Raw genomic sequence first — 21,289 nt, forward strand, 5'->3', positions numbered from 1 at the left:
CTAGTCAACAAAAATGAAGATCGGCTGTGTACGGTCGGGTCAATGAGCAAGCACGCCCGAGCCGGCTCCCGCGCGACCCGCCCGACCCGGCGCACCCGCGCCGGCGGCACGCGGCGCGCCGACCGCACCGACGGCGCTTCCCGGCGCCCGCGCGGTTCGCGCCCGCTGGCCTTCGCGGCCGCCCTGGGGCTGCTCGGCTTCGGCGCCGCCTGGGTGTACCTGGCGCACGACCCGCCGGCCAACGCCGCCGCCCCGGCCGCCGACGCCCGGCCGCCGGCCGAGCAGCGGGCCGCGCGGGCCGCCGAGCGGGACCCCTTCCAGGGTCTGCCCGAGGTCAGCGAGCGGACCCGGGCGAAGATCCCCGCGGACGCCCGCCAGCTGATCCTGGTCACCGGGAAGGCGAAGGACTCCTCGGAGTCCACCGCGGCCCTGTACAGCCGTCCGGCGGCCGGCGCCGACTGGCTGAAGAGCCAGACCTGGCCCGCGCGCAACGGAGCCAAGGGCTGGTCCACGGAGCGTACGTACGGGGACCTGACCTCCCCGGAGGGCGTGTTCGCGCTGACCGACGCGGGCGGGCTGCTGGCGAAGCCGCCGGGCACGAAGTTCCCGTACGACCAGGACGGCGGCTTCGTGGCGAGCGGCCTCGGGGTCAACGGGGAGTCGCTGCGCGGCTCCTTCGACTATGTCGTCGCCATCGACTTCAACCGCAAGCCGGGGGTGAGTCCGCTCGACCCGACGAAGCCCGAGGGCGAGGAGAAGGGCGGCAACATCTGGCTCCACGTGGACCACGACGGCCCCTCGCAGGGCTGCGTGGGCATCCCGAAGGCCGCCATGCAGAGGGTCCTGGAGACCCTCGACCCGGCGGCGAAGCCGGTCATCGTGATGGGGCCGAAGGGCTTCTGACGGGCTCGCCCTCGGTGGACCCCCGGCCCTCGGCGGACCCCCGGCCCTCGGTGGACCCTCCGCCCGCCGCCGCAGAGGCGGCAGCGGCCGGGTTCCGGGCCAGCAGCGCGATGTACGCGAGGTCGAAGACGGCGCAGAGCAGCCCCAGCCCGAGGATGAACGGGGCGTCCTCGATGACGCCGAAGAGGATGGTCGGCGCGAGCGTGCCGAGCCATTTGGCGACCGCGATGACCAGGGACTGTCCGAGCCTGCCGCGCCGGCTCGCGTAGAAGGCGATGAACAGTCCGGACATGAGCAGGTTCTGCAGGAACGCCGAGTAGCGGCTCGCGTCGTGGTGGCCGAAGTGGGCGAGGAAGAGCCACTGCACGGCGAAGGCGCTCGCGAAGAGGAGCGCGGTCCAGACGGCGAACAGCGGCCGGGTCACGAAGCCGGGCAACTCGGCCCGCCCGTAGCGCAGATACGTGTACACGATGACGATGTCGGCGAGGGCCCACACCACGTTGACGATGCCCTGCGCGGACACCCCGACGCTGAACTCCCGTACAGCGTAGGTCGATTCCCAGGCGAAGTTCAGCGCGAGCGCGGCGACGGGCATCGCGTACGTCCGGTCCCGCAGCCCCACCCGGATCGCCTCGACGTACACGGTGGTCCACGCCACACCGCTGACCAGCGTCAGAAAAAGATCCACGCGCGGCACCCTAGCGGCCGGCCGGCACCCGGCACATCCCCTCGGGGGTCACGGTCCGAGGTCCGCCTCCGTCAATGGTTATCGGCCTCGGCCAGCCGCCGGTCCAGTTCCTCGTCGAGGTCCCGCTGCTCGGCGGCCGTGGGGTCGTAGCCGTTCCACGCCTGCAATGCCGCACGGGCGCGCTCTGCCTGCGAGGCCTGCTCGGCGGGGGTCACCAGTCCGCGGTCCCGCCGCGCAGGACGGCCCGCTTCGCCTCGACGGCGGCCGGCTCGGGCGGTCCGTTGACCGCTTCGGATTCCCGGATCAGCTCTCGGAGGCGCTCGCGCTCCAGCTGCCTCTGCCGCCTGGCCGTGGACGCGGTCATACACGCACCCACTGGACCGGAGACGGCCGCCCGAGAGAGGCCGCGTTGCAGAGTTTCGGTACGTGGGATCCGTGGGAGGACGCCACCTTCGCCGGACCGGTTGAGAGCGCCGCGGTGGCCACGACGAGCGCGTCCACCGCACACTCGTGTCCGTCGAGCCCGGCCGCCTCAAGCAGCTCTGCGGCCTTGTCGGCCACTTTCTCGGTCACTGGGACGACCGTGAGGCGGGACCTCTGCCAGGCCAGGCGCTGTCCGGCCCGACCGGAGCGTCGGACCTCGGCGATGGTTGCGGCGCTGATGGCCGGCGCGTAGGGCTCGGCCCGTCTCGGCCTCCGCTGGTGGCGGTGTCTCAGTCGCCCAAGCCTCCCATTTCCGGGACGCCGGGCGCCGTCGAACCCCTTGCCTGACGACCCGTCAGCTACGACGATGGCCCCCGCACCGGTATGACGAATCGGCAGTCGAGGACGAGGCGGGTACGGCCCATGGCGCGCGTGTTTCCGGAAGGTCGGCTGGTCTACGGGATGCAGCTCCCGATCCAGTCGCAGAGCACCATCTACGCCGAGCCCTGGGAGGTGACGGCCGGCGCGGCCGATCTCGCGGCGGTCGCCCGGGCGGCCGACCGGGCCGGCTTCGGCTACGTCGCCACCTGTGACCACGTGGCGATCCCGCGGCACATGGCCGGCCCCATGAGCACCATCTGGTACGACCCGATCGCCACCCTCTCCTTCCTGGCCGGGATCACCGAGAACGTGCGGCTGCTCAGCCACGTCGCGATCCTCGGCCTGCGCCACCCGCTGCTCAGCGCCAAGCAGTACGCCACCGTCGACCACCTCTCCGGCGGCCGGCTGATCCTCGGCGTCGGCGCCGGGCACGTGAAGGAGGAGTTCGAGGTGCTCGGCGTGGACTTCGCGCGGCGCGGGGCCGTCCTCGACGAGACCCTCGACGCGCTGCGCGCCGCCCTCGGCCAGGAGGAGTACCCGGAGTTCGAGGGCGAGCTGTTCTCCTTCAAGGACCTCGGGCAGCTGCCCCGCCCCGTCCAGTCCCGGATCCCGGTCTGGGTGGGCGGCTCCTCGCCCGCGGCCGTCCGCCGGGCCGCCGTGCGCGGCGACGGCTGGCTCCCGCAGGGCGACCCGCTCGACAAGCTCCCGGCGCAGATCGCCCGGATCAAGGAGCTCCGCGCCGAGGCCGGGGTCACGGGGCCCGTGGAGTTCGGCGCGATCACCGCCCCGCTGTACGTCGGCGAGCCCGGCTGGGACACCGGCCGGCGGGCCCTCACCGGCAAGGCGGAGGTGCTCGCCGAGTCGCTGCGCGCGTACAAGGCGATCGGCATCGACCAGATCCAGGTCCGTTTCCGCAACCGCGACCGGGCCGAACTCATTGACCAGATCACGGCTTTCGGGTCCGAAGTGGGACCCCTTCTCAACGACTAGCGAACTAGCGAACGAGCGACGAGCGACTAGGGGCAAACGCATGGGCAAGCTGGACGGACGCGTCGTCATCATCACCGGTGCCGCGCGCGGCCAGGGCGAGCAGGAGGCCCGGCTCTTCGCCGCGGAGGGCGCCAAGGTGCTCCTGGGGGACGTGCTGGACGAGCAGGGCGCGGCGGTCGCGAAGGAGATCGGCGAGGACCGGGCCCGGTACGTACGGATGGACGTGAGCCGGGAGGAGGACTGGGCGGCCGCCATCGCGGCGGCCAAGGAGGCCTTCGGCGAGGTCAACGGCCTGGTCAACAACGCGGGCATCCTGCGCTTCAACGAACTGACCGCGACCCCGCTGGAGGAGTTCCAGCAGGTGGTCCAGGTCAACCAGGTCGGTGCCTTCCTCGGCATCAAGTCGGTGGCCCCGGAGATCGAGGCGGCCGGTGGCGGCACGATCGTGAACACCTCCTCGTACACGGGCCTGACGGGCATGGCGTACGTGGGCACGTACGCGGCGACCAAGGCGGCGATCCTCGGCCTGACCCGGGTGGCCGCGCTGGAGCTGGCCGCGAAGAACATCCGGGTCAACGCGATGTGCCCGGGGGCCGTGGACACCGCGATGGCCACCCCCGGGAACACGAACCCGGCGGACCTGCCCCAGGAGGCCCGGGACGCCATGGCGGACCTCTACAAGCGCGTGGTGCCGATGGGCCGGGTGGGTCAGCCGGAGGAGATAGCCAAGCTGGCGCTGTTCCTGACCAGCGAGGACTCCTCCTACATCACCGGTCAGCCGTTCGTGATCGACGGCGGCTGGATGGCGGGCGTCAGCATCGGCTAGCGGTCCGCGAGTCCCCCCGAGCCAGATCTGATGGAGTGTCAGGTATTGACGCTCCCGCCCCCGCGATGGAACAGTCGTGACATCGAATCTGACGCAACGTCAGAAACAGAAGGACGGTGAATCCCCTTGGAATTCGGGCTCTTTGTGCAGGGATACGTGCCTGAGGCACGGTCCAAGGTCGACCCCGAGGCAGAGCACAAGGCGCTGATCGAGGAGACCGAGTACGTCATCCAGGCGGACAAGTCCGGGTTCAAGTACGCCTGGGCCTCCGAGCACCACTTCCTGGAGGAGTACTCGCACCTTTCGGCGAACGAGGTGTTCCTCGGGTACCTCGCTCACGCCACCGAGCGCATCCACCTCGGCTCCGGCATCTTCAACCCGCTCGCCCCGGTCAACCACCCGGTGAAGGTGGCCGAGAAGGTCGCCATGCTCGACCACCTCTCCAAGGGGCGCTTCGAGTTCGGCACCGGCCGCGGCGCCGGCAGCCACGAGATCCTCGGCTTCCTTCCCGGCATCGAGAGCATGGACGGGACCAAGGAGATCTGGGAGGAGACCATCGCCGAGTTCCCCAAGATGTTCCTCCAGGAGGAGTACGAGGGGTTCCAGGGCAAGCACTGGTCGCTCCCGCCGCGCAAGATCTTCCCCAAGCCGTACGGCAAGGCCCACCCGGCCATGTGGTACGCCGCGGGCTCCCCGGCCTCGTACGCCATGGCGGCCAAGAAGGGCCTCGGAGTCCTCGGCTTCAGCGTCCAGAAGGTCTCCGACATGGCCTGGGTGCTGGACCAGTACAAGACCGCGATCCAGGAGGCGAAGGCCATCGGCGCCTTCGTCAACGACAACGTCATGGTCACCTCGACCGCGATCTGCGCCGAGACCCACGACAAGGCCGTCGAGATCGCCGTCAACGCCAACATGAACCGCTTCCAGTCGCTGGTCTTCCGCTACCACGACACCTTCCCGCGCCCCGAGATCATCCCCGAGTGGCCCGAGATCCTCCCCGAGTACAACGCGGAGATCGTCGAGCTGCTGATCGCGGAGGAGCTGCTCATCTGCGGCGACCCCTCCGAGGTCCGCGCCCAGTGCAAGCGCTGGGAGGAGGCCGGCGCCGACCAGCTCTCCTTCGGTCTGCCGACCGGCGTCTCGCCCGAGGACACGATGACCACCATCAAGCTCATCGGCGAGCACGTCATCCCGCACATCGACACCGACCCGGTGCACCGCACGACCCGCTTCCGCGAGGCTTCGGGAGCCTGAGGACGGGGGCGGCGTCTTCCCGGACCGCCGCCCCGCAACCGGCCCCGGCCGGAGTCACGCCGTGGCTGCGGCCGGCCCGGCGGACTCCGGCCGGGGCCCTCGGCTGCGGCCGCCCCGGGGGCCGGCGCCGGGGCCTGGAAGATCCAGCCCCTCCGGCGTTTGAGGAGCGGGGTCTGGGGCGGAGCCCCAGGAGCGGCGCCGCCCCGCCCCCCTGATCGCGCACCGCAAGCAAAGGCTGAAGGGACGTCATGCTCGACCACCTGATCAAGGGCGCCACCGTCGTGGACGGCACAGGCGCACCCGCCCGCGTAGCGGACGTCGGGATACGCGACGGCCGGATCGCCGTCATCGCCCCGCCGGGAACCGTCACCGAACCCGCGGCGAGCAGCGAGGACGCGACCGGCCTCGTCCTCACCCCCGGGTTCATCGACCCCCACACGCACTACGACGCCCAGCTGTTCTGGGACCCGTACGCGACCCCCTCCATGAACCACGGAGTGACCACCGTCGCGGGCGGCAACTGCGGATTCACCCTGGCTCCCCTCAACCCGGCCCGCCCGGAAGACGCCGACTACACCCGCCGCATGATGAGCAAGGTCGAGGGCATGGCGCTCAAGGCCCTCGAAGAGGGCGTCGACTGGACCTGGTCCACCTTCGGCGAGTACCTCGACGCGCTGGACGGCCGCATCGCCGTCAACGCCGGCTTCATGGTCGGCCACTGCGCGCTGCGCCGGCACGTCATGGGCGAGGACGCCGTCGGCGGCCAGCCGAGCGAAGAGCAGATGCGGCAGATGCTCGACCTGTTCCACGACGCCATGAACGCCGGCGCCTGGGGCCTGTCGACCACCCAGTCCTCCACCCACTCCGACGGCTCCGGCGCCCCCGTGGCCTCCCGGCACGCCAAGCCCGAGGAGCTCCTCGCGCTCTCCCGCGCGGTCGCCGAGCACGAGGGCACCCAGCTCGAGGCGATCGTCGCGGGCTGCCTCGACCAGTTCGCCGACGAGGAGATCAACCTCTTCGTCGAGATGAGCGCGGCCGCCGGACGGCCCCTGAACTGGAACGTGCTCACCATCGACGCGTCCGTCCCCGAGCGCGTGCCGCGCCAGCTGATCCCCAGCGAGCGCGCCCGCAAGGCCGGCGGCCGCATCGTCGCGCTGACGATGCCGATCCTGACCCCCATGAACATGTCGCTGGGCACCTTCTGCGCCCTCAACCTCATCCCCGGCTGGGGCGACATCCTGGGCCTGCCCCTCCCCGAGCGCATCGCGAAGCTCCGCGACGCGCAGGTGCGCGCCGAGATGCTGGTCCGAGCGGCCAGCAAGGAGGCCGGGGTCTTCCGGCGCCTGGCCAACTTCGGCCGCTACGTCATCGGCGACACCTACAGCGAGGCCAACGAGGGCCTGTCCGGCCGCGTCGTCAACGACATCGCGGCCGAGCGCGGCCAGGACGCCTTCCAGTGCCTGGTGGAGATCTGCGCCAACGACGACCTGCGTACGGTGCTCTGGCCCATGCCCACCGACAACGACCCGGCGAGCTGGGCGCTGCGCGCCGAGACCTGGCAGCACGAGGACGTCATGCTCGGCGGCTCCGACGCCGGCGCCCACCTGGACCGCATGTGCGGGGCCCCGTACACGACCCGCTTCCTCGGGGACTGCCTGCGCGGCCGCAAGCTGGTGCCGCTGGAGCAGGCGGTACGGATGCTCACCGACGACCCGGCCCAGCTGTTCGGGCTGCGCGAGCGCGGCCGGATCACCGAGGGCTTCCACGCGGACCTGGTGCTCTTCGACCCGGAGCGGATCGAGGCGGGACCCGCGACGCTCGTGCACGACCTGCCCGGGGACAGCCCGCGGCTGGACGCGCGGGCGATCGGCATGGTGTCCGTACGCGTCAACGGCGTGGAGACCATCCGCGACGACGAGGTCACGGGGGCGATCCCCGGGATCGTGCTCCGTTCGGGGCGGGACACGAGGACGGTGAGCACGCGATGACCGAGCGGGACGCGCGGGAAACTCCGCAGAAGCTCTACATCGGCGGCGAGTGGGTCGAGCCGGCCGGCGGGCACTACGAGGTGGTCAACCCGGCCGACGAGTCCGTCGTCGGCCTGGCCCCCGAGGCCTCGCGCGGCCAGGTCGAGGACGCGGCGCGCGCCGCGGCGGCGGCCTTCGAGGGCTGGTCCCGGACGAAGCCGGAGGAGCGGGCGGCGATCCTGGACCGGGCCGCGGACATCATCCAGCGCGCGTACGAGCCCTGGGCGGCGCTCGCCCAGGCCGAGACGGGCGCCCCCACCGGGATCGCGCGCGGCATGCAGGTCGGGGTGGGCGTGGCCCGCTTCCGCCGGTACGCGAAGGGCGCGCTGGAACCGGTCGAGCGCGGGCTGCCGCCGCAGGTCACCGAGGCGGGCCCGATGGGCGCGGCGAGCATCCTCGGGGCGCTGGAGGTGCGCCAGCCGGTCGGGGTCGTCACCTGCATCACCTCGTACAACAACCCGTGGGCCAACCCGGCGGGCAAGGTGGCCCCGGCGCTGGCCATGGGCAACACGGTGGTCGTCAAGCCGGCCCCGCAGGACCCGCTGTCGGTGTTCCGCATGGCTGAGGCCCTGCACGAGGCCGGGGTCCCGGCGGGCGTGGTGAACGTGGTCTCCGGCACCTCGGTCGAGGTCGGCGAGGCGGCCGTGGACTCCCCGGACGTGGACATGGTGTCCTTCACCGGTTCCACGGGCGTGGGCCAGCGCATCGCCGAGGTCTGCGGCCGCACGATGAAGCGGCAGCTGATGGAGCTGGGCGGCAAGGGCGCGGCGATCGTCCTCGCGGACGCCGACCTGGACGCGGCGGTGATGGGGATCGGCACCACCTTCTCCTTCTACTCCGGACAGATCTGCACGGCTCCGACCCGGGTGATCGTCCACCGCTCGGTGTACGAGGAGCTGGTGGAGAAGCTGCAGGGCTACCTGGCCTTCATGAAGGTCGGCGACCCGGCGGTGCGCGGCACCGTGGTGGGCCCGGTCATCTCGGCGGCGCACCGGGACCGCGTGGAGTCGTACATCGAGCTGGGCAAGAAGGAGGGCGCCCGGATCGCCTTCGGCGGCGAGCGTCCCTCCGTGGGTACGGAGGGGAAGGGCTTCTACGTGGCCCCGACCCTCCTCGTCGACTGCACCAACGACATGCGCGTGGTCCGGGAGGAGATCTTCGGGCCGGTGGTCGTGGTCGTCCCCTTCGACGGGGATGAGGAGGAGGCCGTGGCGCTCGCCAACGACAGCGACTTCGGCCTGATCAGCTACGTGTGGTCCGCGGACGCGGCGCGCGCGTTCCGCGTGGCGCGGCGGCTGCGGGCGGGCGGGGTGGGCGTGAACACCATCGGGCGGAACATGGAGGCTCCGTTCGGCGGCTTCAAGCGGTCGGGGGTGGGGCGGGACGTGGGCTCGTACGCCCTGCACGCCTACAGCGAGACGCAGTCGATCGTCTGGGCCTGAGCAGGCCCGAGCAGGTCCGAGCAGAAATCCGGGCCGAAGGTTCTTGGCTTGACCAAATATTGACCCGGAAAGTTTGAAACCGGTCAAAACGGACAGTGCTACGGTTTCCGCATCGCGAAATAAAAGGTCCAGGCCTGCCGAAACAATGATCGGCAGGCCTGTGAACCTTGTATTACATCCTCGTGACGGCGATCGGTCTCGGGATTCCAAGGGCTTTGGCCGTGTGGGGATCCGGACTTAAGTCCTCCAGATGTGGAAAACGCAGCGTCTAACGTCCTGAGGTATGACACAGCTGGACGTCCGGCCCCAGGCCGGAGACACGGTAAACGGAGCCACCCCCCGGGGTGGCTCCGACGGTGACGTACGGGGCAAGGGCCTCGGCAAGGGCTCCGTCGGCCTCGTGGGAAGCGCCGTCATCGGCATCTCCACCGTCGCCCCCGTCTACTGCCTGACCTCGACCCTCGGCTCCACCGCCGGTGAGGTCGGCGTGCAGATGCCGGCCGTCTTCCTGGCCGGATTCCTCCCGATGCTGCTGGTCGCCTTCGCGTACCGCGAGCTCAACAAGGCCATGCCGGACTGCGGCACCTCCTTCACCTGGACCGTGAAGGCCTTCGGCCCGCGGATCGGCTGGATGTGCGGCTGGGGCCTGGTGATCGCCACGATCATCGTGCTCTCCAACCTGGCCGGCGTCGCCACCTCGTACTTCTGGCTGCTGCTCGGCGAGATCACGAACAACCCGGCGATCTCCGCGCTCGACGACAACAAGCTCGTCCACATCGCCACCTGCCTCACCCTGATCGCCGCCGCGACCGCCATCAGCTACCGCGGCATGACGGCCACCAAGGGCGTCCAGTACGCGCTGGTCGGCCTCCAGCTCGCCGTCCTCGCCATCTTCGTGGCGATGGCCTTCCAGAAGGCCTCCGCGGGCACCTTCGACACCGGCCTGGACTTCTCCTGGCAGTGGATGAACCCCTTCGCGGTCGAGTCCATGGCGGCCTTCACCGCCGGACTCTCGCTCTCGATCTTCATGTACTGGGGCTGGGACGCCTGCCTGGCCACCAACGAGGAGACCACCGGCTCCGCCAAGACCCCCGGCCGCGCCTCGCTCATCGCGATGGTCGTCCTCGTCGGCTCGTACCTGGCCACCGGCATCGCCGCCCAGATGGCCGTCGGCTCCGGCACCGAAGGCCTCGGCCTCGGCAACCCGGAGACCTCCGACAACGTCTTCGCCGCCCTCGCCGGCCCGGTCATGGGCCCGATGCTCGGCATCCTGCTCTTCGTCGCCGTCCTGGCCTCCGCGACGGCCTCCCTGCAGACCACCTTCATCCCGGTGGCCCGCACGGTCCTGGCCATGTCCACGTACGAGGCGCTGCCGCCCTCCTACGCCAAGGTCCACCCGAAGTTCAAGACCCCGGGCCGCGCCACGATCATGGCGGGCGTCGCGACCGGCGTCTTCTACACCGTGATGACCCTGCTCAGCGAGAACGTCCTCACCGACACGATCTTCGCGCTCGGCCTGATGATCTGCTTCTACTACTCGCTGACGGCCTTCGCCTGCGCCTGGTACTTCCGCGGCGAGCTGCGCAAGTCCACCCGCGACCTGTTCTTCAAGGGCGTCTTCCCGGTCCTCGGCGGCCTGCTCCTCGCCACGGTCTTCTTCAAGACCCTGATCGACATGTGGAACCCGTCGTACGGCTCCGGCTCCACGGTCCTCGGCGTCGGCAGCGTCTTCATCATCGGCGTCGGCCTGCTGCTCCTCGGCCTGGTCGTCATGTTCGTCACCGAACGCCGCAGCCCGGCCTTCTTCCGCGGCGAGGTCCTGACGAAGTCCACCCCGTCCCTGGTGGTCCAGGACTGACCCCGGGGCCCTCGCGCCCCCACCCCGCTGTGTCATGCACGCCCGCGGCCCCGGATCGATCCTCCGATCCGGGGCCGCGGGCGTTCGTGTGCACCGCTTCCGGGTGGGTTACAGTTATTTCAGTTATCCGAGGAGGCTGAGATGGCGCGTACGAGCGTGCTCGCGAAGGCGACCACCGTGGAGTCGAGCCCCGAGATCCAGGAAGCCCTCACGAAGTCGGTGCGATTGGTCCCCGGTGAGGTCGATGTCATACTGCGCTCCGCCGACGGCAGTGAGAGCGTGCTGCCACAGGAACTGGTCCGGATCCTCGCGGCCTCCGCAGGCGAACTGGCGAGCGGACACGCGGTCACCGTCCTCGCGGCGGAGACGCACCTGACACCAACCGAGGCCGCCGAGCTGCTCGGCCTGTCCCGGCCCTTCGTGGCCCGCCTGCTCGACTCGGGCGACATTCCGTCAAGCCATCTGCCGGACAGTCGGCACCGCATCGTGCGGCTCGCCGACGTCCTTGCCTTTCAAGCGCGGAGGGCGCGGCGCCGGGAGGGTCGCCGACGGATCGCGGAGGCCGCGGAAGACGCTGGAATGCCCTACTGAGCCGCGTGTGAGAGAGGGGGGTTCCATGCGCGTCTTCGTCGACACGAACGTGTTGTTCCCGTTCTCCGTCATGGACCTCATGTTGGCGCTGACCGAGGACTCGGTGCACGAGGTGGTCTGGTCGGAGCGCCTGCTTGTCGAGTGGGAACGGGTCATCGTCCGTGAGGGGCGGCGGTCGCCGGAGTCGGCGGCGGCCGTCACACGGGCCGTCCGCGACTACTTCGGCGACTGCGGGGTCGCCGAGTCCGAGTACGCACCTCTTGTGCACCGGATACCCGGCGGGGATCCGGACGACCGGCATCACGCGGCGGCGGCCTGTGCGGCGGGCGCAGGCGCGTTGATCACCTGGAATCTCGCTGATTTCCCGGCCGCGGACATGGCCCGCCTGGGTGTTCGCGTGCTGGACCCCGATACCTACCTGTGTGAACTGCACGAACAGTGGCCGCAGGAGGTAGCCGACACCCTGGTCAGGTTGGCGGCGGGCAAGAGGAGGCCGCCCCTGACCTATCGAGACGTCCTGGCCAGGCTCGACAAGGCGGGGTTGGCCCGGTTCGCGGATCGGCTGGGGGAGAGCGGTGACCCGTAGCTGCTCGGGGTCGTTGGGACGGGCATGAACGCCATCAAGCGCAGCCTCACCGCCCTCGTCCTGACCGGAGGGGCGGCCCTCGCCCTCAGCCCCGCCGTCGCGCACGCCGCCGACGAGCCCGCCATCCAGGGGCCCCCGATCACCCAGCGCGTCGGCGAGATCGTCGACCACCCCGGGGGCGCCGTCAAGGACGCGAAGACGGCGGTGGAGATCACCGCCTCGGCCGCCGGGTCCGCCTCGAAGGCCACCGACGCCTCCCTCGGCGGAGCCGGGACCGCGCTGTCGTCCGGGCTGCCGAAGGCGCCGCAGGTGCGCGGCTGAGGCTCGGCCGCGGGTGGCGGGGTCCCGCCGGGTGACCAGGACCAGCGGGACCTCACGGCCGGCCGTCCGCGCGGCCGCGTCCCGGTAGGCCGCGTAGGAGGGCATCGCCGCCACCACCAGGGGCCACGGCCGCTCCGTCTCCGCCGGGGCCGCCGGGCGGGCGTGCGCCGCGACGGGACGCGGGAGCACTGGGACGAACTGTTCGACGCCCGGGAGGCGGGAGCGGCGGGCCCGCCCGGTACGAGCGGCTCGCGCTGATTTCGGGGCGGTCCCTCCCGACCGGGTGGTCGTTGGGCAGGACATGATCCTCTGGTTGCTCAATCACCTCAGCACGTTCTTCCTCGGCGTCCTGCTCGTCGGCGGGTTCGTCGCCCTCGCCATCGGCGGCAGCGTGGCCGCGCGCCGCCGCTTCCCGCACCTCGCGGACGGCGACCACAACGAGATGGTCGGGGTGGCCCTCGGGATGTTCGGTGCGATCTACGGCATCATCCTCGCCTTCGTCGTCGTCACCCTGTGGACGCAACTGGAGAACACCCAGACCGTCGTCGCGACCGAGGCCACCGACCTCGCCCTGGTCGTCCGCAGCGCGGAGGTCTTCCCCCCGGCCGAACGCGCCCGCGTGGACCGGGCGGTGGGGGACTACGTGCACGCCGTCGTCGAGATCCAGTGGCCCCTCATGCGCGAGGGCCGGCCCAGCTACGAGGCCACCGCCGACCAGACGCACGCCCTGTACACGGCACTCCAGGCCTACGAGCCCTCCGGCCCCCGGAGCGAGACCTTCTACGGGGAGGCCGTCGGCCGCCTCAACGACGTGGCCGCGCAGCGCCGGGCGCGCGTGACGATGGCCGAGACCTCGCTGCCGCCGCTGCTCCAAGTGCTCGTGTACGGAGGCGCGTTGGTGATCCTCCCGCTCACCTTCCTCTTCGGGCTGCGGAGCCTGAAGATGCAGCTGCTGTTCGTCTCGGCGGTGGCCGGGCTGATCGGCTTCAGCCTGCTGCTGGTGATGGCCCTCGACCGCCCCTTCGCCGGTGAACTGACCGTGAGCCCGGCGCCCTTCAGGGACGCGGCACTGGCGCAGTTCTGGCGCTGACCGCAGGCGCGGAGCGTGCCGGCCCTCCCGGCGGCCGCTCAGCCCCAGGTGCGGGAGGACAGGACGAGCCGGTAGCCGTCGGGGTCGATGACGGTGACCCCGTAGGTGTCCCAGTAGGGGTTGTGCGCGGGCGTACGGGTACCGCCGTGCTCGACGAGCCGCCGCACGAGGGCCTCGTCGGGCTCCGCGCCCAGGTAGACGACGAAGAGGTCGTCGGCGGTGGGTGAGGGCGCCACCGGGTTCTCGGGGTCGCGGGTCAGCTCGAAGTGCCAGCCGCCCCCCAGGGGCCCGACCATCAGCAGGTCGTGCTCCCCCGAGACCCGCTCGGTGGAGCGCCACTGCACGTCGAGCCCGAGCCCGTCCACGTAGAACCGCTCGGCGGCGGCGAGGTCGAGGGAGGGCCGGGCGATCCGGATGTGCGCGCGTGCGTCGATCATGGGGGAGAGGGTACGGGCGGGGTCCCGGGCGCCGGAAGGGGCCGATGCCTGCGCCGCGGGCTACTTCCAGGGGTCCTCGGTCGGCATGCAGCCCAGTGCGCGGAGCCGGTCGTCGGTCTCCTTGAGGCCCTTGATGCCCTCGTCGATCTCCGCCCAGCCGATGGCCTCCTCTTCGGCGGCCTTCTCCTCGCTCGTCCGTGACACGCCCAGTCCCGACGCGTTCAGCACGGTGCCCATGCCGGAGGAGAGGTGCTTGCGGGCCTCGGCCCAGACGTCCTGGGTCTTCTGCTCGGGGATGTAGGCGACGGTGTAACCCCGGGCCGCCTCCAGGCTGTCCGACAGGGGGCCGAGATCGATGACGATCTTGCCGTCCTGGTGCTGGCCCCGGGCGGACCGCGCTGTGGAGATCAGCCCGTGGAGCAGCTTCTCGCCGCCGGTCCCGTACCACTGGATCACGCCCGGGCCGGGGTTCACCGGCGCCGTGCTGCCGGGGGTCGGCGCGGTGACGGTCGGCACGGGCTTGAAGCTCACGTTCGTCTTCGGCGCGGCGACCTCCGGGTCCCCCGCACACCCGGTGAGCAGGACGGCGGCGGCGACAGCGGTGACGGCCGGTACGAGCGGTAAGCGGACGCGCATCGTTCCCCCTGGGGAGTCTTCGGGTCGTGCTCCGGAACAGGCTTCGGATCAGTCCTTGCGCCCGGTCACGGCTACGGTCACGCCCAGACCGATCATCGCGAGCCCCCCGGCCCCGCCCACGGCGGAGAGCCGCTGCGGTGACCGGGAGAACCAGCTGCGCGCGGTCGCGGCAACCATGCCCCAGGTGCTGTCGCAGACTACGGCGATCAGGTTGAAGACGAGCCCGAGAAGGAGCATCTGGGCCGTGACGTGCCCCTGCTCGCGGTCCACGAACTGCGGCAGGACGGCCGCGAAGAACACGATCGTCTTCGGATTGGCCACCCCGACGGCGAACCCCTCCCACAGGGACCGCCAGTTCCCGTACCGGGCCGCGCCCGCCCCGAACTCCGCACGGAGCGCATGCCGCTGCCGGAAGGCCTTGATCCCGAGGTAGACGAGGTACGCGGCCCCCGCCAGCTTGAGCGCCGTGAACACGAGCACGGACCGCTCCACCACCGACCCCACCCCGAAGGCCACGGCGACGACGAGCACGTACGCCCCCAGCGTGTTCCCGGCCACGGTGATCAGAGCGGCCCGCCACCCCTGGGACAACGCCCGCCCGATGACGAAGAGCACGCTCGGCCCGGGGATGAGGATCAGCAGCAAGGACATGGCGGCGAACGCCAACAGCCGGTCAGTGGACACCATGCGGTTCATCGTTCCGGACGGGTGGGGGGATGGGGAAGGGGTTTTCGGCGGGTGGCGGCGAGCCCGCCGCCGGGTAAGTCGCCGGGTAAAACGAGAGATGGGACGACATACGGCCCATCGCGATCAGGGGTCCTCCCGTACGGGCCCGGGGGCCCGTAGGAGCACCCCTGCCGCGGCTGTACACTGCACGCACGAATCCGGGGGGATGACGTAGTCGCGCCGCCGCGTCCACTGCGTCCACCGAGTGCCCATCGCGCGCACCGGCCCCCCGACCAGCACTTATGTCCCAGGGGGGACCTTGAACTTCTCGCGCCACATGCGCCCCGGCCGCCTCGCGGTCTGCACCGCCATCGTCCTCGCCACGGGCATGACCCTGGCCGGAACCGCCTCGGCCACCGATGGCGACTCCCACGGCTCCGTGGCACGCCCGGCCCCGAAGGCGGAGGCGCCCCTCGGCCCGCTCGCCGGGAAGCACAAGGCGGCCTCCGCCGGCCTGCGCGCCGCCACCCTCGCCCCGCGCCTCGACGCGGACGGCGACAACATCCCCGACTCGCTCTACCAGGCGATCAGCGGCACGTACTTCGTGAACCCGGGTGGTGCCACCGAGCACTTCAAGTACGCGGTGGGCGAGGCCGGCGACTACCTCGACTACAAGGACGTCATCCCGTTCGGCCGGGTCGACGGCGGTAACGAGACCGACCTGCTGGCCCTCACGGCCGACGGCGAGCTGACCTTCTTCGGCTCCCAGTGGCGCGACGGCGCGCAGAGCCGGTCCTGGTCCGGCCGCGGCTGGGGCATCTACAACAAGGTCTTCGCCCCCGGCGACATCAACCGCGACGGCTACGTCGACCTGCTGGCCCGCACCCCGGACGGCGTCCTCTACCTGTACCCCGGCAGCGGAAACCCGAGCTCCCCCCTCAAGGGGCGCATCAAGATCGGCGCGGGCTGGCAGGCCTACGACCAGCTGGTCGGCACCAACGACATCAACAGCGACGGCATCGCCGACCTGGTCGCCCGCGACTTCTCCGGCGTCCTCTACGCCTACCTGGGCACCGGCAGCACCAGCGCCCCGTTCAAGCCCCGCAAGACGATCGGCAGCGGCTGGAACGCGTACAACCAGATCGTGGGCCTGGACGACATCGACGGCGACGGAAACGGCGACATGATCGCCCGCACCGTCTCCGGCCAGACGTACGTCTACAAGGGCAACGGCGCAGGCGCCTTCAAGCCGCGCGCGACCAGCAGCACCGGTTGGAACGTCGCCACCCTCTTCGCCCAGCAGGGCGGCAACCCCGACTTCGGGCGCAACGACCTGCTCGGCCGCGACTCCGGCGGCACGCTCTGGTGGTACTACTCCAAGAACAACGGAACCCTCAGCAGCCGCACCAAGATCAGCGACACGGGCGGCTGGAAGGGTGCCAAGATCACCTGGGGCTCCTCCTTCACCAACCGCAACCAGAGCGCGATCCTGGAGCAGACCTCCAACGGCGCCCTCTACCTCAACGGTGACTACAAGGGCCTCGGCTGGGGCTCGTACAACACCCTGGTCGCCCCGGGTGACCTCAGCAACGACGGCACCGGCGACCTCCTCGGCCGCGACGGCTCCGGCAACCTGTACCTGTTCCAGGGCAACGGGGTCGGCGGCACCCAGAACAAGATCAAGATCGGTGGCGGCTGGGGCGTCTACAACAAGCTGACCGGCGCCGGCGACCTCACGGGCGACGGCCGCGCCGACCTGCTGGCCCGCGACGGCTCCGGCAATCTGTACCTGTACGCCGGTACCGGGGTCCCCTCGGCCCCGTTCAAGTCGCGCGTCCGCGTCGGTTACGGCTACGAGGGCTACAAGCAGCTCGTCGTCACCGGCGACCTCACCGGAGACGGCCGCGCCGAGCTCCTCGCCACCGACTCCGCGGGCGTCCTGTGGCGCTACGACTCGTACAGCACGGGCAAGCTGAAGAGCCGCGTCAAGATCGGCACGAACTACCAGATCTACCCGAACCAGTACTGACCCGCTGAACCCCGAGCCGGGGCGCCCCTCCACCCGGAGGAGCGCCCCGGCTCGGGCGTAGCCGCTCGCGGTCTATTCGGTTGCTGCCGGGCGGCGCCGTCGGATAGGAAACACGCATGCTAAAAGGCAACACGGTGGGGCTCAGGGCCCGGCACGAGGACGACATCCCCATCCTGCACGCCGGTCTCCACGACGACGTGGCCACCGCCTCCCGGTCCACCGGGCAACCGTGGCGACCGCTCATGGCCGGCTCGAAGGCCCTGTCGTTCATGGTCGACGACAGCGCACCGGGGCACGTCCCGTTCTCCGTGGTGGACCTGGAGAGCGACGCCCTGGTCGGCACCGCGACCCTGTGGGGCCTCGACAACCACAACCGGTCCGGGCACGTCGGACTCGGGCTGCTGCCGTCCGCACGGGGCAAGGGCTACAGCACCGACGTGGTCGCGGTCCTGTGCCACTACGGATTCGTCGTACGCGGCCTGCACCGACTGCAGATCGAGACCCTGGCGGACAACGAGCCGATGCTCCGGTCCGCCGAGCGCAACGGGTTCGTCCGCGAGGGCGTCCTGCGCTCCTCGGCCTGGGTGATGGGCGAGTTCCTGGACGAGGTCCTGCTCGGCCTCCTGGCCAAGGACTGGGCGCCGGCCCCACCACGGCACGAGGGCCGCTGACGCGGCGCTAGTGACCTGGTTTGGAGATCCTGTCGCAGTAGCGGCAGATGCGGTCGAGGATCTGGTCGGCGGTCTTGGTCCACTTGAACGGCCTGGCCTGGTCGTTCCAGACCTCGATCCAGCCTTCGAGTGCGGCCTTGAGGTCGTCGAGTGAGCAGAACACTCCGCGTTCGAGGCAGCGTCGTTCCAGCTCGGCAAACCACCGCTCGACCTGGTTGATCCACGACGAGTACGTGGGAGTGAAGTGGAGCTGGAACCGGGGATGCGCAAGGAGCCACTTGCGCACGACCGGCGCCTTGTGGGCAGAGAGGTTGTCGCAGATGACGTGGACCGCCAGGCCCGGATCGGTCTGGCGGTCGATGTCGTCGAGGAAGTCCCGGAAGTCCACAGCCCGGTGCTGCGCGGACAGTTTCGTGATCACCCTGCCAGTCGCGGTGTTCAGGGCGGCGAACAGGTCGACGGTGCCATGCCGGACGTAGTCGAAGCTCCGCCGTTCGGGGACTCCGGGCAGCATCGGCAGGACCGGTGCGGTCCGCTCCAGGGCCTGGATCTGCGGTTTCTCGTCCACGGCGAACACGGCCGCGTTCGCCGGCGGGGCGAGGTAGAGGCCGACGACATCGCGGATCTTGTCGATCAGGAACGGGTCCGGGGAGATCTTGAAGGTCTCGGTCCGCCAGGGCTGCAGGCCGAAGGCATGCCAGATCCTCAGCACGCTCGCCGGGGAGATCCCCACCACCTTGGCCAGCTCCCGCTTCGACCAGTGTGTCCCGCCCGCAGGTGTCTGTTCGAGGGTGCGGACCACCACCTCTTCGACCTGGGCGTCGGTAATGGTCCGCGGCACCCCGGGCCGCGGCTCGTCCGACAGGCCGTTCAGGCGGTCCCGCAGGAACCGGGACCGCCATCTGGCTACCGTCTTGCGCTCAGTGTCCAACCGCGCGGCGACCACGGTGTTGTTCCACCCTCGTGCGCACGCGAGCACGATCCGCGCTCGCTGGGCCAGGCCCTGCGCAGTTGAACGCCGCCCGGCCCAGCTCTCCAACGTCAGTCGCTCAGCTTCCGACAGCACCACTGGCGGCAGCCTGTTATCGCCCATCCCGTCAGGACACCGGACCGAAACCCGCCCCGTCAGGCAGAACCCAAGATCTGAAACAGAACACGACTCATGGGGCGAGCCCAGACCTCAAACCCAGATCACTAGGCCGTCTCTTCCGGATCTTGCCGGGCCCGCGTCGTCCGGCACCGCACCTCGCCGCACTGCCGAGGCACCCGAGTACGTCCAGTACGCGGGAGCCCCGGCAGCGCGCCGAGGCACGGCACCGGACGACGCGGGCCTGACCGGCAAGATCCGAAAGAGACGACCTAGCCGAGGTCCAGAACCTCATCGTCCGCGTGCGCGCCGAACTCGGCGACGCGCACCTCCGCGATGCGCTCGTACCGGCTGATCCGGTCGGTCCACTCCGCGTCGACGCCGAACGCCACCTGCGCGAAGCCCACCCGCCCGATGGCCTCGGCCAGGCCCGGATCGCCGGGGGCCAGCAGCCGCACCGGCGCGTCGAGCGCCACGGTGTGCGGCGGCACGAAGAACTCGTCCGGCAGAACGGCGCGCGCGTGGACGAGCGCGCCGACGGCGACGACCGAGCCCGCCCCCAACCGTGCGCACTGCAGGACCGTCGCCGAGGTCGCCACATAGGCGCACCTGCCGACCTCGCAGCCCAGCAGCGTGGCATGCGGCCCCACGAACACGTGGTCGCCGACGAGCACCGGCTGATCCCCGGCGACAGCAGACCCGCGCAGCACCGCGTTCTCGCAGATCACCGCCGCCTCACCGACCTCGATCCGAGACCCCTCGGCATCGAGGACCGCGCCGTACATCACCCGCGCCCTCGGCCCCACGCGGACGTCACCGACGAGCGTGGCCGTCGGGGCGATGTAGGCGGTGGGATGGACCTGCGGTTCGTGCCCGCGGTGCCGGATGCGGATTCCCTGCGATTCAGCGCTCATGCGCGGATTCTCGCCCGACCGGCCGCGCGCACGCTGGCGGATTTCCGACGTCGCGTCCGCCGGGACCGTCATCCGGCCTTCTCGCACACTTCCTGTCCTGCCGGGGCCGTGTATGGATGACCCTCGGCCGGAGGGGGCTGCGTATCTGCAACCGGGCCGCTCCTCCCTGTCCTCCCTCCCGGCCGTTCCTCGGGGGGATCCCGGAAGTCTTGTGGCGTTTCGGGGTGGGTCGGTCGGTCAAGGGTGGCCGAAGGCCATCGCGAAGCGACGCGACCGAAGGGAGCGCCCTTGAGGGACCGGCCCGCACCGAAAGGACACTGGACTGCCGGGCTCCCCCCGGACCATGTCAACGCCACCGACCGGCCCGCAGCTCAGGCCTCCGTGACCCCACCCACGAACGCGGCCCAGGACCGGGGCGACACCGCCAGCTCGGGACCGGCCGTCACCTTGGAGTCCCGGATGTGGACGGAGTCGACGCAGCTGGCGACCTCTACGCAGTCGTCTCCGTCGCCGCTGCTGTAGCTGCTCTTGAACCACCGCAACCGGGAGCTGTTCACAGAGTTCCTCGCATTCGCATCAACAGGCCCACGCTGTCCGCAGGATTGAGGGCCTGGATGCGAAGTTTGGCATACCTCTGGTGGAGGAGGCTGATGTCTTTCGGGGTCGAGATCACCTGTCCTGTCTGCTGTCCCTCGCTGTAGCCGAGCCAGTCGTTTTCTTCCGTCTCAAGGAGACGGAAGGGCCCGCCGAGCCCCGCATGTTCCGGGCTGATCGTCGGCATGATCTGCAGATCAACGTTGGGCAGTCGAGTGCACGCGAGGAGGTGGTCGATCAGCTCGATGGTCACCTCCGGGCCTCCCGTCCGCCGCTCGATCACCGCTTCGTCGAGGATGAAACTGAAGATCGTGTACGGCGTCCGGTGCAGGACCCTCTGCCTCTTCAGTCGCGCCACGATGCGGGCTTCGATCTCCTCGGTCGTAGGCAGTGGCAGCACTGCGGCGATCAGTGCACGGGCGTAGGACTCCGGCTGTAACAGGCCGGGGACCGAGCGCGACTCGTACGTATTCAGCGTTACCGCGTCCTCCTCCAGCTCCGCCCACCGCCGGAACCACTTCGCCAGCCCCCGCCGCCGCGTCAGCTGTTTCGCGGCGATGCGGATGACGCCGAAGGCGTCGAGCACCTCCTCCACCCGGTCCACGAACCTCGTGGACGGGTGCCGCCGTCCCTGTTCCACCGACCCGATGTACTGCACGGAGTACCTGATCAGTGGGTGCAGTTGCTCCTGGGTCAGGCCGGCGCGTTTCCTGAAGGCCTTGACCGTCTCGCCGAAGTTGCGCAGGTCGGGGTCTGTCCCGGCCTCGTTGTCACCGCTGTCATCGACACTCGCCATGGAGGTCACCTCCCCGGCAACATGTTCACCGTCAGTGACCGAGACTGTCCAGAGCGCGAACTCGTACAGATGAAAAGTA

The 21,289-nt window shown here is 70.5% G+C and carries 24 protein-coding genes; 13 read left to right on the forward strand and 11 right to left on the reverse strand.

The features are described 5' to 3' along the window. Window positions 1-42 precede the first annotated feature (42 nt). Complete coding sequence (locus tag OG730_RS24195; protein ID WP_327306209.1) at window positions 43-903, forward strand: hypothetical protein; 861 nt, start codon at window positions 43-45, stop codon at window positions 901-903. Here OG730_RS24195 and OG730_RS24200 read toward each other — a convergent pair. From OG730_RS24200 to OG730_RS24215, 4 genes are all read right to left on the reverse strand, one after another. Next, window positions 875-1,591, reverse strand: coding sequence for a transmembrane-type terpene cyclase (locus OG730_RS24200; protein ID WP_327306210.1), 717 nt, complete (start codon window positions 1,589-1,591; stop codon window positions 875-877). The genes OG730_RS24195 and OG730_RS24200 overlap by 29 nt on opposite strands. Window positions 1,592-1,662: 71 nt before the next feature. Beyond that, window positions 1,663-1,806, reverse strand: a complete 144-nt coding sequence (locus OG730_RS24205) for a hypothetical protein (RefSeq protein WP_327309630.1) — start codon at window positions 1,804-1,806, stop codon at window positions 1,663-1,665. After that, on the reverse strand, window positions 1,803-1,955 hold the full coding sequence (locus tag OG730_RS24210) for a hypothetical protein (RefSeq protein WP_327309390.1): 153 nt from the start codon (window positions 1,953-1,955) through the stop codon (window positions 1,803-1,805). The genes OG730_RS24205 and OG730_RS24210 overlap by 4 nt, the downstream gene beginning before the upstream one ends. After that, a complete protein-coding gene (locus tag OG730_RS24215; protein WP_327306211.1) occupies window positions 1,952-2,164 on the reverse strand; it encodes a hypothetical protein in 213 nt (70 codons plus the stop codon). The genes OG730_RS24210 and OG730_RS24215 overlap by 4 nt, the downstream gene beginning before the upstream one ends. Before the next feature lie 273 nt (window positions 2,165-2,437). Between OG730_RS24215 and OG730_RS24220 the strand changes: the two genes are divergently transcribed. From OG730_RS24220 to OG730_RS24265, 10 genes are all read left to right on the forward strand, one after another. Then, window positions 2,438-3,385: an LLM class F420-dependent oxidoreductase gene (locus tag OG730_RS24220; protein WP_327306212.1), complete on the forward strand. Its 948-nt coding sequence runs from the start codon at window positions 2,438-2,440 to the stop codon at window positions 3,383-3,385. A 40-nt stretch (window positions 3,386-3,425) separates the two neighbouring features. Continuing rightward, window positions 3,426-4,211 carry an SDR family NAD(P)-dependent oxidoreductase gene (locus OG730_RS24225; RefSeq protein ID WP_327306213.1) on the forward strand — a complete coding sequence of 262 codons (786 nt, stop codon included), beginning with the start codon at window positions 3,426-3,428 and terminating at the stop codon, window positions 4,209-4,211. A 126-nt stretch (window positions 4,212-4,337) separates the two neighbouring features. Beyond that, window positions 4,338-5,465 carry an LLM class flavin-dependent oxidoreductase gene (locus OG730_RS24230; protein WP_327306214.1) on the forward strand — a complete coding sequence of 376 codons (1,128 nt, stop codon included), beginning with the start codon at window positions 4,338-4,340 and terminating at the stop codon, window positions 5,463-5,465. 248 nt (window positions 5,466-5,713) lie between these two features. Then, the gene (locus OG730_RS24235) at window positions 5,714-7,453 is read left to right on the forward strand and encodes an N-acyl-D-amino-acid deacylase family protein (protein ID WP_327306215.1); all 1,740 of its coding nucleotides are present in this window, start codon (window positions 5,714-5,716) and stop codon (window positions 7,451-7,453) included. Then, window positions 7,450-8,934, forward strand: a complete 1,485-nt coding sequence (locus OG730_RS24240; RefSeq protein WP_327306216.1) for an aldehyde dehydrogenase family protein — start codon at window positions 7,450-7,452, stop codon at window positions 8,932-8,934. Before OG730_RS24235 ends, OG730_RS24240 begins: the two co-directional genes overlap by 4 nt. Before the next feature lie 283 nt (window positions 8,935-9,217). Continuing rightward, on the forward strand, window positions 9,218-10,792 hold the full coding sequence (locus tag OG730_RS24245; protein ID WP_327306217.1) for an APC family permease: 1,575 nt from the start codon (window positions 9,218-9,220) through the stop codon (window positions 10,790-10,792). Between the two features lie 141 nt (window positions 10,793-10,933). After that, window positions 10,934-11,383 carry a helix-turn-helix domain-containing protein gene (locus tag OG730_RS24250; protein WP_327306218.1) on the forward strand — a complete coding sequence of 150 codons (450 nt, stop codon included), beginning with the start codon at window positions 10,934-10,936 and terminating at the stop codon, window positions 11,381-11,383. Window positions 11,384-11,408: 25 nt separating this feature from the next. Continuing rightward, window positions 11,409-11,969, forward strand: coding sequence for a VapC50 family PIN domain-containing toxin (locus OG730_RS24255; RefSeq protein ID WP_327306219.1), 561 nt, complete (start codon window positions 11,409-11,411; stop codon window positions 11,967-11,969). A gap of 24 nt (window positions 11,970-11,993) precedes the next feature. Beyond that, window positions 11,994-12,290: a hypothetical protein gene (locus OG730_RS24260; protein ID WP_327306220.1), complete on the forward strand. Its 297-nt coding sequence runs from the start codon at window positions 11,994-11,996 to the stop codon at window positions 12,288-12,290. 301 nt (window positions 12,291-12,591) lie between these two features. Then, window positions 12,592-13,380 carry a bestrophin-like domain gene (locus tag OG730_RS24265; RefSeq protein WP_327306221.1) on the forward strand — a complete coding sequence of 263 codons (789 nt, stop codon included), beginning with the start codon at window positions 12,592-12,594 and terminating at the stop codon, window positions 13,378-13,380. 38 nt (window positions 13,381-13,418) lie between these two features. On the opposite strand, the gene OG730_RS24270 is transcribed toward OG730_RS24265, so the two are convergent. Genes OG730_RS24270 through OG730_RS24280 form a run of 3 tightly spaced genes read right to left on the reverse strand, consistent with a single transcriptional unit; the run spans window position 13,419 to window position 15,140 of the window. Continuing rightward, entirely contained in the window at window positions 13,419-13,817 is a 399-nt protein-coding gene (locus tag OG730_RS24270) for a VOC family protein (protein ID WP_327306222.1), read from the reverse strand. A gap of 60 nt (window positions 13,818-13,877) precedes the next feature. Beyond that, window positions 13,878-14,453, reverse strand: a complete 576-nt coding sequence (locus OG730_RS24275; RefSeq protein ID WP_327306223.1) for a hypothetical protein — start codon at window positions 14,451-14,453, stop codon at window positions 13,878-13,880. Window positions 14,454-14,501: 48 nt separating this feature from the next. Further along, window positions 14,502-15,140 carry a LysE family translocator gene (locus OG730_RS24280; RefSeq protein WP_327306224.1) on the reverse strand — a complete coding sequence of 213 codons (639 nt, stop codon included), beginning with the start codon at window positions 15,138-15,140 and terminating at the stop codon, window positions 14,502-14,504. Window positions 15,141-15,438: 298 nt separating this feature from the next. On the opposite strand from OG730_RS24280, the gene OG730_RS24285 reads away from it, so the two are divergent. Continuing rightward, the gene (locus OG730_RS24285) at window positions 15,439-17,148 is read left to right on the forward strand and encodes an FG-GAP repeat domain-containing protein (RefSeq protein WP_327306225.1); all 1,710 of its coding nucleotides are present in this window, start codon (window positions 15,439-15,441) and stop codon (window positions 17,146-17,148) included. 116 nt (window positions 17,149-17,264) lie between these two features. After that, window positions 17,265-17,819 (forward strand): GNAT family N-acetyltransferase, encoded by a 555-nt coding sequence (locus OG730_RS24290; protein ID WP_327306226.1) that lies wholly within the window; start codon window positions 17,265-17,267, stop codon window positions 17,817-17,819. 7 nt (window positions 17,820-17,826) lie between these two features. Here the strand turns inward: OG730_RS24290 and OG730_RS24295 are convergent, their stop codons facing one another. From OG730_RS24295 to OG730_RS24310, 4 genes are all read right to left on the reverse strand, one after another. Next, window positions 17,827-18,912 (reverse strand): IS630 family transposase, encoded by a 1,086-nt coding sequence (locus tag OG730_RS24295; protein ID WP_327303547.1) that lies wholly within the window; start codon window positions 18,910-18,912, stop codon window positions 17,827-17,829. Window positions 18,913-19,178: 266 nt separating this feature from the next. Next, window positions 19,179-19,820: a gamma carbonic anhydrase family protein gene (locus OG730_RS24300; RefSeq protein ID WP_327306227.1), complete on the reverse strand. Its 642-nt coding sequence runs from the start codon at window positions 19,818-19,820 to the stop codon at window positions 19,179-19,181. 371 nt (window positions 19,821-20,191) lie between these two features. After that, window positions 20,192-20,377: a DUF397 domain-containing protein gene (locus OG730_RS24305; protein ID WP_327306228.1), complete on the reverse strand. Its 186-nt coding sequence runs from the start codon at window positions 20,375-20,377 to the stop codon at window positions 20,192-20,194. Next, window positions 20,374-21,210: a helix-turn-helix domain-containing protein gene (locus OG730_RS24310; protein WP_327306229.1), complete on the reverse strand. Its 837-nt coding sequence runs from the start codon at window positions 21,208-21,210 to the stop codon at window positions 20,374-20,376. Before OG730_RS24310 ends, OG730_RS24305 begins: the two co-directional genes overlap by 4 nt. Window positions 21,211-21,289 lie beyond the last annotated feature (79 nt).

The organism is Streptomyces sp. NBC_01298, assembly GCF_035978755.1.
Taxonomy (GTDB): Bacteria; Actinomycetota; Actinomycetes; order Streptomycetales; family Streptomycetaceae; genus Streptomyces.

Coding starts and splice junctions, on each gene's coding strand:
- OG730_RS24195 (WP_327306209.1), top strand. CDS start 43: ATGAGCAAGCACGCCCGAGCCGGCTCCCGCGCGACCCGCCCGACCCGG.
- OG730_RS24210 (WP_327309390.1), bottom strand. CDS start 1,955: ATGACCGCGTCCACGGCCAGGCGGCAGAGGCAGCTGGAGCGCGAGCGC.
- OG730_RS24220 (WP_327306212.1), top strand. CDS start 2,438: ATGGCGCGCGTGTTTCCGGAAGGTCGGCTGGTCTACGGGATGCAGCTC.
- OG730_RS24225 (WP_327306213.1), top strand. CDS start 3,426: ATGGGCAAGCTGGACGGACGCGTCGTCATCATCACCGGTGCCGCGCGC.
- OG730_RS24235 (WP_327306215.1), top strand. CDS start 5,714: ATGCTCGACCACCTGATCAAGGGCGCCACCGTCGTGGACGGCACAGGC.
- OG730_RS24240 (WP_327306216.1), top strand. CDS start 7,450: ATGACCGAGCGGGACGCGCGGGAAACTCCGCAGAAGCTCTACATCGGC.
- OG730_RS24245 (WP_327306217.1), top strand. CDS start 9,218: ATGACACAGCTGGACGTCCGGCCCCAGGCCGGAGACACGGTAAACGGA.
- OG730_RS24250 (WP_327306218.1), top strand. CDS start 10,934: ATGGCGCGTACGAGCGTGCTCGCGAAGGCGACCACCGTGGAGTCGAGC.
- OG730_RS24255 (WP_327306219.1), top strand. CDS start 11,409: ATGCGCGTCTTCGTCGACACGAACGTGTTGTTCCCGTTCTCCGTCATG.
- OG730_RS24260 (WP_327306220.1), top strand. CDS start 11,994: ATGAACGCCATCAAGCGCAGCCTCACCGCCCTCGTCCTGACCGGAGGG.
- OG730_RS24265 (WP_327306221.1), top strand. CDS start 12,592: ATGATCCTCTGGTTGCTCAATCACCTCAGCACGTTCTTCCTCGGCGTC.
- OG730_RS24270 (WP_327306222.1), bottom strand. CDS start 13,817: ATGATCGACGCACGCGCGCACATCCGGATCGCCCGGCCCTCCCTCGAC.
- OG730_RS24275 (WP_327306223.1), bottom strand. CDS start 14,453: ATGCGCGTCCGCTTACCGCTCGTACCGGCCGTCACCGCTGTCGCCGCC.
- OG730_RS24280 (WP_327306224.1), bottom strand. CDS start 15,140: ATGGTGTCCACTGACCGGCTGTTGGCGTTCGCCGCCATGTCCTTGCTG.
- OG730_RS24290 (WP_327306226.1), top strand. CDS start 17,265: ATGCTAAAAGGCAACACGGTGGGGCTCAGGGCCCGGCACGAGGACGAC.
- OG730_RS24295 (WP_327303547.1), bottom strand. CDS start 18,912: ATGGGCGATAACAGGCTGCCGCCAGTGGTGCTGTCGGAAGCTGAGCGA.
- OG730_RS24300 (WP_327306227.1), bottom strand. CDS start 19,820: ATGAGCGCTGAATCGCAGGGAATCCGCATCCGGCACCGCGGGCACGAA.
- OG730_RS24310 (WP_327306229.1), bottom strand. CDS start 21,210: ATGGCGAGTGTCGATGACAGCGGTGACAACGAGGCCGGGACAGACCCC.